At 43.8% G+C, this 12,839-nt stretch carries 11 protein-coding genes and 1 tRNA gene; 10 read left to right on the forward strand and 2 right to left on the reverse strand.

The window, feature by feature from the left end; genetic code table 11:
• Window positions 1-557: 557 nt before the first annotated feature.
• Window positions 558-631, reverse strand: a tRNA-Met gene (locus ACFQ2O_RS14975).
• 135 nt (window positions 632-766) lie between these two features.
• Between ACFQ2O_RS14975 and ACFQ2O_RS14980 the strand changes: the two genes are divergently transcribed.
• The 8 genes from ACFQ2O_RS14980 to bshB1 all read left to right on the forward strand — a co-directional run bounded on the left by ACFQ2O_RS14980 (window position 767) and on the right by bshB1 (window position 9,415).
• Entirely contained in the window at window positions 767-1,171 is a 405-nt protein-coding gene (locus ACFQ2O_RS14980) for an START-like domain-containing protein (RefSeq protein WP_377529205.1), read from the forward strand.
• A 99-nt stretch (window positions 1,172-1,270) separates the two neighbouring features.
• Entirely contained in the window at window positions 1,271-2,683 is a 1,413-nt protein-coding gene (locus tag ACFQ2O_RS14985) for an LptF/LptG family permease (RefSeq protein ID WP_377529208.1), read from the forward strand.
• A gap of 110 nt (window positions 2,684-2,793) precedes the next feature.
• Window positions 2,794-3,069, forward strand: a complete 276-nt coding sequence (gene rpsO / locus ACFQ2O_RS14990; protein WP_377529212.1) for a 30S ribosomal protein S15 — start codon at window positions 2,794-2,796, stop codon at window positions 3,067-3,069.
• Window positions 3,070-3,203: 134 nt separating this feature from the next.
• Window positions 3,204-5,342, forward strand: a complete 2,139-nt coding sequence (gene pnp / locus ACFQ2O_RS14995) for a polyribonucleotide nucleotidyltransferase (RefSeq protein WP_377529215.1) — start codon at window positions 3,204-3,206, stop codon at window positions 5,340-5,342.
• A gap of 195 nt (window positions 5,343-5,537) precedes the next feature.
• Entirely contained in the window at window positions 5,538-6,401 is an 864-nt protein-coding gene (locus ACFQ2O_RS15000) for a sigma-70 family RNA polymerase sigma factor (RefSeq protein WP_068839777.1), read from the forward strand.
• Between the two features lie 150 nt (window positions 6,402-6,551).
• Complete coding sequence (trxB, locus tag ACFQ2O_RS15005; protein WP_377529217.1) at window positions 6,552-7,490, forward strand: thioredoxin-disulfide reductase; 939 nt, start codon at window positions 6,552-6,554, stop codon at window positions 7,488-7,490.
• Window positions 7,491-7,705: 215 nt separating this feature from the next.
• Window positions 7,706-8,683, forward strand: a complete 978-nt coding sequence (locus ACFQ2O_RS15010; RefSeq protein WP_377529221.1) for a peptidoglycan DD-metalloendopeptidase family protein — start codon at window positions 7,706-7,708, stop codon at window positions 8,681-8,683.
• 12 nt (window positions 8,684-8,695) lie between these two features.
• Window positions 8,696-9,415 carry a bacillithiol biosynthesis deacetylase BshB1 gene (bshB1, locus tag ACFQ2O_RS15015; protein WP_377529224.1) on the forward strand — a complete coding sequence of 240 codons (720 nt, stop codon included), beginning with the start codon at window positions 8,696-8,698 and terminating at the stop codon, window positions 9,413-9,415.
• Window positions 9,416-9,551: 136 nt separating this feature from the next.
• On the opposite strand, the gene accC is transcribed toward bshB1, so the two are convergent.
• Complete coding sequence (accC, locus tag ACFQ2O_RS15020) at window positions 9,552-11,048, reverse strand: acetyl-CoA carboxylase biotin carboxylase subunit (RefSeq protein ID WP_377529228.1); 1,497 nt, start codon at window positions 11,046-11,048, stop codon at window positions 9,552-9,554.
• A gap of 211 nt (window positions 11,049-11,259) precedes the next feature.
• Between accC and ACFQ2O_RS15025 the strand changes: the two genes are divergently transcribed.
• Both ACFQ2O_RS15025 and ACFQ2O_RS15030 read left to right on the forward strand, forming a co-directional pair.
• Window positions 11,260-12,498, forward strand: a complete 1,239-nt coding sequence (locus ACFQ2O_RS15025; RefSeq protein WP_377529231.1) for an aminotransferase class I/II-fold pyridoxal phosphate-dependent enzyme — start codon at window positions 11,260-11,262, stop codon at window positions 12,496-12,498.
• 105 nt (window positions 12,499-12,603) lie between these two features.
• Complete coding sequence (locus ACFQ2O_RS15030; RefSeq protein WP_377529235.1) at window positions 12,604-12,798, forward strand: histone H1; 195 nt, start codon at window positions 12,604-12,606, stop codon at window positions 12,796-12,798.
• Window positions 12,799-12,839: the final 41 nt, after the last annotated feature.

Raw genomic sequence — 12,839 nt, forward strand, 5'->3', positions numbered from 1 at the left:
GGTAAATATTATTTTTTGCTAAAACAAACATCATCAACTACATAAAAAATTTATGAAAACATTTTTACCAAAACTTTTCTTATTCATTTTTGCGGTGGCTATTTTCTCATCCTGCCAATCGCAATCTTCTTGTCCTGCCTATGCAAGCCATAAGGTTAAACCAATGAGTAAGCCTACCTTTTTGAAGGATAGTGCACGTAGATAATTAATTGATAACGGGGGAGCCACAAGTAGTTTATTTGTGGCTGTTATATGAACGAGAAGCCACACCTTTTGGGTGTGGCTTCTTTAGTTTAAAAGCGGCTGTAGGTATTATGAGTTTTATTTGCAGGCTATATGTGTATTCAATAAGCTGTAAGTTTCGGTATAATCTGCTGATACTTCTTATTTAAGTTGAGCCTTCTGCAAAAGGAGGCAAAGATCAGCTAATGGAATACGGTATGGCTTGAAGAGTAAGCTGGATTTTTACGGGAGAAGCCTAGGAAGGAACGACTTTCTTAATTATTTGCTTCAAAAACAAGAAAGGCTTGCAGTTAATACTGCAAGCCTTTTATCTGTAGCGGGGAGCAGAATCGAACTGCCGACCTCAGGGTTATGAATCCTGCGCTCTAACCATCTGAGCTACCCCGCCGAATTGTGGTGCAAATATAGCAGGAAGTTTTTGAAAGATGCAAGTCACTTTTCAGAAAAAAAATATTTTATTTTCTAAATATACGAAGTTCAGATAATTAGTGCTATAATTACTCAGACACATAGACCATGGCGTATGACCAAAGCTACGAAGACTAAATTTGTGCGTGAGTATTCTATCAATGCTTCTGCCAAACTACTTTACCCTTACCTAAGCACACCAAGCGGACTGGCCGAATGGTTTTGCGATGAAGCGACTGTGAACAGTGAAAAACAGTACAAATTCGTTTGGGACGGCAAAGACCATTATGCAGAGTTAACAAGTCAGCGCGTTAACCGCTCTGCCCGTTTTCTGTTTTTAAATGAGAAAAGAGAACATATGCCAGATGCTCCCTATATAGATTTTACCATTGAAGCAAGCGAACTGACACAGGAGCAGTTTTTGAAGGTGGTAGACTACTCTGATGAAGAAGATGAGGAAGAAATGGAGGAGCTATGGGATAACCTGATGCAGAATTTGCGTGAATTAGTAGGAGGGTAGGAGGTTTGCCCAAGATAGTGCTTATCTTTGCATGGTTATTGCAGACTAATGCCATACAAGGGCGGCAACGAAACTAGCAGGCCGTCTACATAATTGCGCATGAAGAAAATTGATAAGCTGATACTGCGGGCTTTTTTCGGCCCTTTCCTACTTACTTTCTCCGTCGTTGAGTTTATACTTTTAACGCAGTATATGCTCAAATACCTGGATGAGCTGGTTGGCAAGAACCTTGGGGGGGATGTTTTTGCCGAGCTGCTCTTATACTTTAGCATAAGTATGGCTCCGGTCGCTTTGCCCTTAGCTGTGCTTGTGTCCTCTCTAATGACTTTTGGCTCCTTGGGCGAGCATCATGAACTGACGGCAATAAAATCTTCTGGTATAGCGCTTACACGTGTGCTGCGGCCCGTGCTGTTGGCTGTTATGCTGATTACTGTAGGAGCCTTCTTCTTTAACAACTATACTGTTCCGAAGGCAAACCTAAAGGCTTACAGCCTTCTGTGGGATATAAGGCAGAAGAAACCTGCTATGAACTTTAAGGAAGGCGCTTTCTACAATGGCATTCCTGGCTATAGTATAAAGGTTAACGAGAAAATGAACGAGGGGCGGACGTTACGTGACGTCATGATTTATGACCACTCCAAAGGAGGCACCAACACTACCGTTATACTTGCTGACTCAGGTGAAATGTACATGGACTATGATGATACTTACCTGGTGCTTGAGCTGTTTGATGGTAATACCTATGTAGATCAGAACGATGCTTCTTTCCGAAGTTCAAACGAACAGTTTGTGCGGCAGGAATTTGATAAAAGCAAACTCATGCTAAGTATGGCCTCTTTTGATTTTGACCGTACACGTGAAGAACTCTTCTCTGATAATAAGATGATGAAGAATATTAACGAACTGGAGGTTGTGACGGATTCCTTAAAACGCTATTCTGAACGTGATAAAAGCCTTTATGCTCCCAATGTAGATCCGTTCTACATGTATTTTAAGGCAGATACTGGCCAGGTTAAGAATGGCCTGCGTTTGATGGAGAAAAAAGTAGAGCGCGAATTACCTGCTCCAACACATGATGCGCTGCTGCTAGCTACAAACAAGGCAAGAAATATAAAAAGCTTTACAAGTAGCTATGTTGAGCGTGTTAAAAACACGGTTCGCGAAGCAAATAACTATGAGGTGGAGATTTGGCGCAAGTATACCCAGTCCTTTTCTATCATTGTGATGTTCATGATCGGAGCACCCTTAGGCGCCATCATCAAAAAAGGTGGTATGGGAGTGCCGGTGGTTATTTCAATTGCCTTCTTTATTGTTATGTATGTCATGACTATATTAGGGGAGAAGTGGGGGCGCGAGGGACTCGTATCTGTAGGTGCCGGTATGTGGGCGGCAAACCTGATATTGCTTCCTGTCGGATTATTCTTTCTGTACCAGGCTCGCAACGACTCAAGTTTACTTGAATTTGATTTCTGGCGTAAACTGATGGCACGCCTGCGCAGGAATAAAATGTAATTCCACTATATAAAGATTTGCTAAAAGTTTTTTTTGTAAAAGTAAATCACATACCTTTGTGGCTTGTATAGCAAGCTTTGCAAGATAAAACAGATTGATATTTTTACGCAATGAGATTAACCACTGAAGCGAAACAAGAGATTTTCGAAAAGCACGGTTTCAACAAGGCAACGACTGACACAGGTTCTCCTGAGTCTCAGATCGCACTTTTTACAACGCGCATCGCTGACCTTACTGAACACCTGAAGATCCACAAAAAAGACTTTAGCACCCGTCTAGGTCTTTTAAAGCTGGTAGGTAAAAGAAGAAGACTTCTAAACTACCTCATGAAAAACGATATCGAGCGATACAGAGCTATCATCGGCCAGCTAGGTATTCGTAAGTAAGCTTATAAAATTGTATTAGGGAATTCATATAACGGATTCCCTAATCTTTTTTACTACCCCTTCCTATAAATTGCCAGTACCGACAGTGTTGCAAAGGGTAGCGCTGTCTTTTTTGATGATAAAGAAAATTGAAGATGTCATACAACGCGATTAGCAAATCCATTATTCTTCCGGATGGCCGGGAGATCACCATTGAAACTGGTAAACTAGCAAAGCAGGCTGACGGATCTGTCGTAGTGAAAATGGGTAACACCATGCTATTGGCAGCCGTTGTGTCAAACAAAGATGCACGTGAAGGAGTTGATTTCCTTCCACTTTCAGTAGATTACCAGGAGAAATTCGCCTCTTCAGGCAAGATTCCCGGAGGTTTCCTGCGTAGAGAAGCCAGATTATCTGACTATGAAATATTAGTTTCCCGTTTAGTAGACCGTGTACTGCGTCCGCTGTTCCCGCAAGACTATCACGCGGAAACTCAAATGACTATAAATTTAATATCTGCTGATACAGATATTATGCCGGATGCTTTGGCAGCACTTGCGGCTTCTGCTGCGCTTGCCGTGTCTGATATTCCTTTCAACGGCCCTATTTCTGAAGTACGTGTAGCGCGTGTTGATGGAAAGCTGGTAATTAACCCAAGCGTAACAGATCTGCAGCGTGCTGACATCGAATTGATGGTAGGTGCTTCTATGGATAGCGTTGTGATGGTAGAGGGCGAGATGAACGAAGTGTCAGAAGCCGAGATGCTGGAAGCAATTCAGTATGCACACGATGCCATCAAAGTACAGTGCCAGGTGCAGCTTGAGCTAGCTGAAATGGTTGGCAAAACGGTGAAGCGTGAGTACTCGCATGAAACACATGACGAAGAACTTCGCCAGAAAATATACGAAGCTACGTATGACAAAGCATATGAAGTAGCAAAAAGAGGCCGCGCTAACAAAGCAGAGCGTTCTGAAGGTTTTAAAGAAGTAAGAGACGAGTTCATCGCTTCCCTTGGTGAAGACCATACATATGATGTAAACCTTATCAAAGTTTACTACCACGATGTAGAGAAAGAAGCAGTGCGTAAAATGATCTTAGAGGATCGTGTACGTCTGGATGGTCGTCAGTTGGATGAAATCCGCCCCATCTGGTCAGAGGTTAATTACTTGCCTGCAACTCATGGTTCTGCCGTATTTACCCGTGGCGAAACGCAGTCTTTGACTACTGTTACACTTGGTACTAAGCTGGATGAGCAGATGATTGACAGCGCTATGGTATCTGGTACTAACAAATTCTTACTGCACTATAACTTCCCTGCTTTCTCAACAGGCGAGGTAAGACCAAACAGAGGTCCTGGCCGTCGTGAGGTTGGACACGGTAACCTGGCTTTACGTGCTCTTAAAAAAGTGCTTCCTTCTGAGGCAGAGAATCCTTATACCATTCGTATTGTTTCTGACATCCTGGAATCAAACGGTTCATCTTCTATGGCAACGGTATGCGCCGGTAGCTTAGCCTTGATGGATGCTGGTGTACCTATCAAAGCTGGTGTTTCTGGTATTGCGATGGGGCTTATCACAGATGAGGCAACAGGCAAATTTGCTGTTTTGTCTGACATCTTAGGTGATGAAGATCATTTAGGAGATATGGACTTCAAAGTAGCTGGTACAAATAAAGGTATCACTGCCTGCCAGATGGATATCAAAGTACAGGGATTGTCTTACGAGGTACTTAGCCAGGCGCTTCAGCAGGCTAATGCAGGTCGTTTGCACATCCTGAACGAAATGTCTAAAACCCTTTCTGCTCCTAATACTGATTATAAGCCTCACACGCCACGTTCGTTTAATATTGTAATCGATAAAGAATTTATCGGTGCTATCATCGGACCGGGTGGTAAAGTGATCCAGCAGATTCAGAAAGACACGGGTGCTACCATCATTATTGAAGAGAAAAATGAGAAGGGCCATGTAAATATCTTTGCCAGCAACCAAGAGTCAATGGACCAGGCTGTTGCTAAAATCAAAGGTATTGCAGCTCAACCTGAAATGGGAGAAGAATACATTGGTAAAGTTAAGTCTATCCAGCCTTATGGTGCCTTTGTTGAATTCATGCCGGGTAAAGATGGCTTACTACATATCTCTGAAATTAAGCATGAGCGTGTTGAAACAATGGAAGGCGTGCTTGAGATCGGTGAAGAAATTAAAGTGAAGCTTATCGATGTTGATAAGAAAACAGGCAAGTTCAAGCTGTCTCGCAAAGCCCTTTTGCCTAAGCCAGGCGCAGAACAAAATCAATAGTCCTGCTAAAGTTAAATAACTCTTGGTACCTGAGCCTTATGGCTCTACAGGTGCCAGGAGTTTTAACTTTGATCGGTTAGTTAAAGTATCTTGACTTTAATATGAAGATATAAGAACTTTGCACGATTTTCTTATGTTAAGACACCGAGCCAAAAACAAGTTTTCACAAAAATTTTAGAATAACAATATACTCTGATGAGACAACTCAAGATAAGCAAACAGATTACGAACCGTGAGAGCCAATCACTGGATAAGTATCTACAGGAGATTGGTAAAGTAGATTTGCTTACTCCTGATGAAGAGGTGTCGCTGGCACAGAGAATTAGAGAGGGAGATCAGTTTGCACTTGAGAAGTTAACAAAGGCTAACCTGCGTTTTGTGGTATCAGTGGCAAAGCAGTATCAGAACCAGGGCCTATCCTTAGGCGACCTTATCAACGAGGGTAACTTAGGTTTGATTAAAGCAGCCAAAAGATTCGACGAGACAAGAGGTTTCAAGTTTATCTCATACGCAGTTTGGTGGATCCGTCAGTCAATCCTACAGGCCTTGGCCGAGCAGTCGCGTATTGTTCGTTTGCCGCTAAACCGCGTAGGCTCGCTGAACAAGATATCTAAATCATTCTCTGAGCTGGAACAAAAGTTTGAGCGTGAGCCATCGCCTGAAGAAATTGCTGAAGTACTGGAGCTGACTACGGCTGAAGTTGTAGACACACTTAAAATATCGGGTCGCCACGTGTCTGTGGATGCACCGTTTGTACAAGGTGAAGAAAACCGATTGTTGGACGTGCTGGAGAACGACGATGAGGAATCGCCGGACACTGGCCTGATGAACGACTCGCTTCGCAAAGAGGTACAGCGTGCTTTATCAACGCTTACTAAACGAGAAGCAGACGTTATCACCTTATACTTTGGATTGAACGGAGAACACTCCCTAACTTTAGAAGAAATAGGAGAGAAGTTTAACTTAACCCGTGAGCGTGTACGCCAAATCAAGGAGAAAGCAATCCGCAGACTTCGCCATACATCCAGAAGCAAAGCATTAAAGCCATACTTAGGTTAATTGCATTAGACAGTAAGCAAAAGCCCTGGCCAACAAGCCGGGGCTTTTTTTGTTTACACCTTAACTACGGCTTTTTGCAGTGCTGAATGCAGGCATAGGCCCGGATTTTTTGTATACTTGCAACCTGATTTCTTATAGACTAAAATAGAAATGGAAATAGAAAAAGTGAAATGCCTCATCATCGGTTCAGGACCTGCCGGTTATACGGCAGCTATTTATGCCTCCAGAGCTGGACTTAGCCCTGTTTTATATCAAGGCCTTCAGCCAGGCGGACAGCTTACCATTACCAACGATGTAGAAAATTATCCTGGTTACCCAGAGGGAGTTATGGGGCCTCAAATGATGGAAGACTTTAAGAAGCAGGCTGAGCGATTTGGCACAGATGTGCGTTATGGCATAGCCACTTCTGTTGATTTTTCCGGGCAACCGCACAAAGTAGTAATAGACGATCAAAAGACTATCGAAGCAGATACTGTGATCATCTCAACAGGCGCTTCTGCCAAATGGCTGGGTCTAGAGTCGGAGGCAAGGCTGAATGGCAGTGGTGTGTCTGCCTGTGCCGTTTGTGATGGTTTCTTTTACCGTGGACAGGAGGTCGTGATAGTGGGAGCTGGGGATACGGCTGCTGAAGAGGCTACTTATTTATCTAACCTGTGCAGCAAGGTATATATGGTGGTTCGCCGTGGCGAAATGCGTGCCTCCACCATTATGCAGGAGCGTGTGCTAAACACGAAAAATATAGAAGTGCTTTGGAATACTGTAACAGACGAAATTCTTGGTGAGAAAGAAGTAGAAGCCGTTCGTTTGAAGAATGTGCTTACCAATGAAATGCGTGAGGTTGCTGTCAAAGGTTTCTTTGTGGCCATTGGGCACGAGCCAAATTCTGGTATATTCAAAGATTTCCTGAACCTGGATGAGAATGGGTATATCCGCACGATTCCTGGAAGTTCAAAAACTAATATAGATGGCGTATTTGCCTGTGGTGATGTACAGGACTTTACATACCGCCAGGCCGTAACTGCAGCTGGATCAGGTTGTATGGCCGCACTTGATGCAGAGCGTTATCTGGCAGCCAAGGGCTTGCATTAGAGTACAGATGCAAAAAAGCTCCTGGCCATACTATTTCTTATAGTTGTTGCCAGGTGTATCACAATAAATATGGCTGTGCTGCTGTTTTATTTAGCGAATGAAGTGTTGCGGGAAGGCAGCACAGCCAACCTTTTTGATGCCAAATGTTTAAAAGAAAAGCCTCTTTATTTTTCCTGCTTACCTGCTTGTGTTTGATATGGTGTGCGGGTGGTGCTATGGCACAAGGAAAAGTAAAAGACCTGTTTAAGGTTAAAACTCCTAAAATAGACTATGTCCGTCCGGATACGACGATCCTGATCAAGTATGAGGATTTTCCGGATGATGATTCAGACGCTGACCAGTCTATCTTCTTTAACCCGAAAAAGCAGCTTTCCATAGTTAGCGAAGACACTACCGAGCTAGACCTTGGAGAGCAGCATATTGTGGAGATGTCGGAAGAGGTGCTTGTAGACTCTACCTGGATTAAGATTGCCGGCTACTATGCGATTTGGGATACCCGAAACATCAACCCATACCGCATGGATGGCCGCCAGTTAAAAGACACTGTAGACATAAAGCTGTACGACCCAAAGCAAAATCGGAATTATAAAATGCCTTTGATAAAGACACCGATAACCAGTCATTTCGGACACAGGGGGTCGCGCTGGCACTATGGCACAGACATAGACCTGGACACAGGAGATTCTATTTTTGCTGCTTTTGATGGGGTGGTACGCATTAACAAGTGGGACGGCGGTGGATATGGCAATTACATCGTAGTGCGCCATTACAACGGCTTAGAGACCTTATACGGACACATGAGCAAAGCTATAGCTCAGCCCGGTGATTTCGTGAAGGCAGGTGAGCTGATAGGCCTTGGTGGAAGCACCGGCCGAAGCTCTGGTCCGCATCTGCATTATGAAGTGCGTTACCAGGGCAACCCGATGGATCCTGAGAACCTGTATGATTTTCCTGATTACCTGCTTAAAGGGGAGAGCTATCAGATTACCTCAGCCGTCTTCAATTATTATAACCGTGCTAAGAGCGGCACAGCCAGTAGTGGCAGGAGAGCAGCTTACCATAAAGTACGCAGCGGAGACACGTTATCTGGTATAGCCAAGAAATACGGTGTATCCGTTAGCCAATTGACCCGCTTAAACGGTATAAGCGCACGTACCACTTTAAGAGTGGGCAAGTCGTTGCGCATTAGGTAAATTAAGAAAACCATGAAATTAGATATACTTGCATTTGCATCTCACCCAGATGATATAGAGTTAGGTTGTTCCGGAACGTTGATTGCGCATATTGCCGCTGGCAAACAAGTAGGCATTGTTGATTTAACCGAAGGAGAGCTAGGTACTCGTGGCACAGCAGAAATCCGTTTAGAAGAAGCCGAGGCTGCCGCACGTGTGATGGGAGTAAGTGTTCGGGACAATCTTGGTATGGCGGATGGTTTTTTTCAGAATGACCGCGAGCATCAACTGAAGGTAATAGAGAAAATACGAAAGTATAGACCGGAGATTGTTATCATGAATGCTGTGTATGATCGGCATCCGGACCATGGCCGTGGCTCAGACCTGGTATCTGAATCATGTTTCAAGGCAGGGCTTAAAATGATCAAAACACAGGATGAGGCTGGGAAGGAGCAGGAGGCGTGGCGACCAAAGGTTGTTTACCACTATATTCAGGACCGGTTGATTACACCAGATGTAGTAGTGGATGTAACGCCATTCTGGGATAAGAAAATGGAGACTATCCGAGCTTTCAAATCTCAGTTTTTTAACCCGGATGATTCATCGCCTAATACCTATATCTCTTCACCTGAATTTCTAAAATTTGTGGAGGCAAGGGCACTTGAACTAGGGCATGCTATCGGGGTTACCTATGGTGAAGGATTCACAAAAGAACGTCATATAGGAGTGAAAAACTTATTTGACCTTATCTAGTTGTTAAAAAGCAAAAGCCTTAAGATGCTTTAAAATCAAGCAGTAGCACTGATTTTGTATTGACTTAAGTATAAAAAGAAGGAGCGTAACCATATGGTTACGCTCCTTCTTTTTATACTTAAATCTTTAAATGATCTTACAGCGTTCTGTTTCGTCGCCAGTTAGAGTTTACTTGCTTGGCCTCAGTAACATCAGCTTTTGCAGGTTTTTGCTTGTTCATTAGCATGGCTGCAAGCGCTACAGCAATTTGATTTGTTTCTTCATCCGGCTTTACCTCAAGAGCTTCCGGCGTAAAATAGCGCTCAATAAACTTTGTGTCAAAGTTACCGCTCACAAAAGCCTCGTGTTGCAGCACATAACTTCCAAAAGGCAAGGTCGTTTCAATTCCGGTAATTTGATATTCAGCAATAGCACGCAGCATCTTATCTATGGCTTCTTTACGATCTTTGCCAAAGGTTACAAGCTTGGCAATCATAGGGTCATAGTAAATAGGTATTTCCATACCTTGCTCAAAACCATCATCCACACGAACACCTAAGCCTTGTGGGCGCTTGTAAGTTTCAAGTGTGCCGATGTCTGGCAAAAAGTTGTTGGCAGGGTCTTCAGCATAAACACGCAGTTCTAAGGCGTGGCCGTTTATTTGAAGATCTTTCTGTTTAAAGCGCAAAGGATTTCCTTCAGCAATTAAAATCTGCTCTTTTACCAGATCTAATCCTGTTATCTGCTCCGTTACAGGGTGCTCTACCTGCAGGCGGGTGTTCATTTCAAGGAAGTAAAAGTTCATGTTTTCATCCAGCAAGAACTCAACCGTGCCGGCTCCCACATAATCACAGGCTTTGGCTACGTTTACGGCATTGCGTCCCATTTCCTCCCGCAAGGCAGGAGTAAGCACGGAAGAAGGAGCCTCTTCAATTACTTTCTGGTGGCGGCGCTGTATAGAACACTCACGTTCAAATAAATGCACGATGTTGCCATGCGTGTCACCCAGCACCTGTATCTCAATGTGGCGTGGAGAGCCGATGTATTTTTCAATGAATACAGAGCCATCTCCAAAAGCTGAAGTAGCCTCGCTTACTGCCAATTGCATCTGCTCCTCAAACACCTCCACGCTTTCAACCACACGCATACCCTTGCCACCACCACCAGCACTGGCTTTGATCAGGATAGGGAAACCCACTTGGGTGGCAATTTCTTTAGCGGCTTCCACATCTGTGATAGCCTCCTCTGTGCCAGGTACCATCGGTATGTTATACTTAGCCACTGCTGCTTTGGCCGCTAGTTTGCTGCCCATCAAATCAATAGCTTCAGGCGATGGACCGATGAAAACTATGCCTGCTTCCTGTGACGCTTTGGCAAAGCCTGCGTTTTCTGATAAAAATCCATAGCCTGGATGAATGGCATCTACTCCTAAATCTTTACATACTTGAATAATCACGTCGCCGCGCAAGTATGACTCATTTGATTTAGGACCGCCTACACAAACGGCCTCATCGGCAAAACGTACATGTAGGGCATTGCGATCTGCTTCACTGTAAACAGCTACTGTCTTAATACCCATTTCTTTAGCAGTGCGCATTACACGTAAGGCTATCTCACCACGGTTGGCTACTAGGATCTTATTTATCTTTCTCATGCAGAAGCTAAGTTTTAATTTACTTCAAAGAAAAGCTTTTGAGCTCAAAGTTAAAAATCACGGCTTAAAAAGAGATTGTGAGTATAGCGCATGAATTGTATATGAATCTAAGAAACCATAACTTTGCGTAGTGTTATACTTTATTTCGGTGGATTATGTATAATGCGAAAGTTAAGTTTGAAAATATCCCGATAACCTAATTATTACACAAGTGGATTTATTTGAAAAGTTGTTGACCAACAGAGGTCCGTTAGGCAGCCACTCACATTATGCGCATGGTTATTTCACATTTCCTAAGCTTGAAGGTGAGATTGCACCCCACATGAAGTTCAGAGGCAAAGAGGTGTTAACCTGGAGCCTGAACAACTACCTTGGCCTTGCAAACCACCCAGAGGTTCGTAAAGTTGATGGAGAAGCTGCTGCTGAGTGGGGGATGGCGTACCCGATGGGCGCACGCATCATGTCCGGGAACTCTAACATGCATGAGCAGTTAGAAACAGAACTGTCTGACTTTGTGAAGAAAGAAGATACGCTGCTTTTAAATTTCGGATATCAGGGTGTAGTATCTATTATAGATGCGTTGGTTGACCGCCACGATGTGATTGTGTATGATGCTGAATCTCACGCCTGCATTATTGACGGTGTGCGACTGCACCAGGGTAAGCGCTTTGTGTATAGCCATAACGATATGGAAAGCCTTGAGAAACAGCTGGAGCGCGCAACTCGCTGGGCTGAGAACACAGGTGGTGCCATACTTGTGATTACTGAAGGTGTATTCGGAATGTCTGGTAACCTGGGCAACCTGCGCGATGTAGTGGCTTTGAAAGAGAAATTTAACTTCCGTTTGTTTGTAGATGATGCCCATGGTTTTGGTACAATGGGCGCTACGGGTGCTGGTACTGGTGAGCATTTAGGTTGTCAGGACGGTATAGATATCTATTTCTCTACATTTGCTAAGTCTATGGCAAGTATAGGGGCTTTCGTATCTTCAAACGAGCAAGTGGTGGAGTACCTGCGCTATAACATGCGTTCTCAAATTTTCGCTAAGTCTCTGCCGATGCCTTTAACAGTAGGAGCACTTAAGCGCCTGGAGTTGCTGCGCACCAAGCCAGAACTAAAGGACAAGCTTTGGGAGGTGGTACACGCGCTACAAAGCGGCTTGAGAGAAAAAGGCTTTAACATTGGCACCACAGAGTCTCCGGTTACGCCGGTTTTCCTGAACGGACAAATTCCTGATGCAACTCAGCTTACACTTGACCTACGCGAGAACTATAGCATTTTCTGCTCTATCGTAGTTTATCCGGTTGTTCCTAAAGATGTCATCATGCTGCGCCTTATTCCTACAGCTGCACATACACTGGAGGATGTACGTGTAACTATTGAAGCTTTTGAAAAAATTGCACAAAAACTAGATAAAGGTTTGTACTCTAGTCCGGCAGTAACGGCTTAATGGCCATTAGAGGCCTATATTAAAATTGGCTAATCTTTGCTTGTTTGTAACTAATGTGTATATTAGAGCAACAAAATCAAATGTTTCACAATAACAGTAGCTCTAATGAACAACAACTTTAGCAAACTGAAGGACTTAGTTATGTCCCTGGAAGGTGACTTCGAAAAGTTCTATGACAAAGGTAACGCAGCAGCCGGTACCCGTGTACGTAAAGGCATGCAAGACCTTAAAAACATGGCTCAGGACATCCGTAAGGAAGTTCAGGATCAGAAAAACGCAAACTCTGAGTCTGCTAAATAATTAGCCTACACAGCATAAATAAAAAAGGTGGCCTGAAAAGG

The sequence above is a fragment of the Pontibacter rugosus genome, from assembly GCF_042678745.1.
GTDB classification, from domain to species: domain Bacteria; phylum Bacteroidota; class Bacteroidia; order Cytophagales; family Hymenobacteraceae; genus Pontibacter; species Pontibacter rugosus.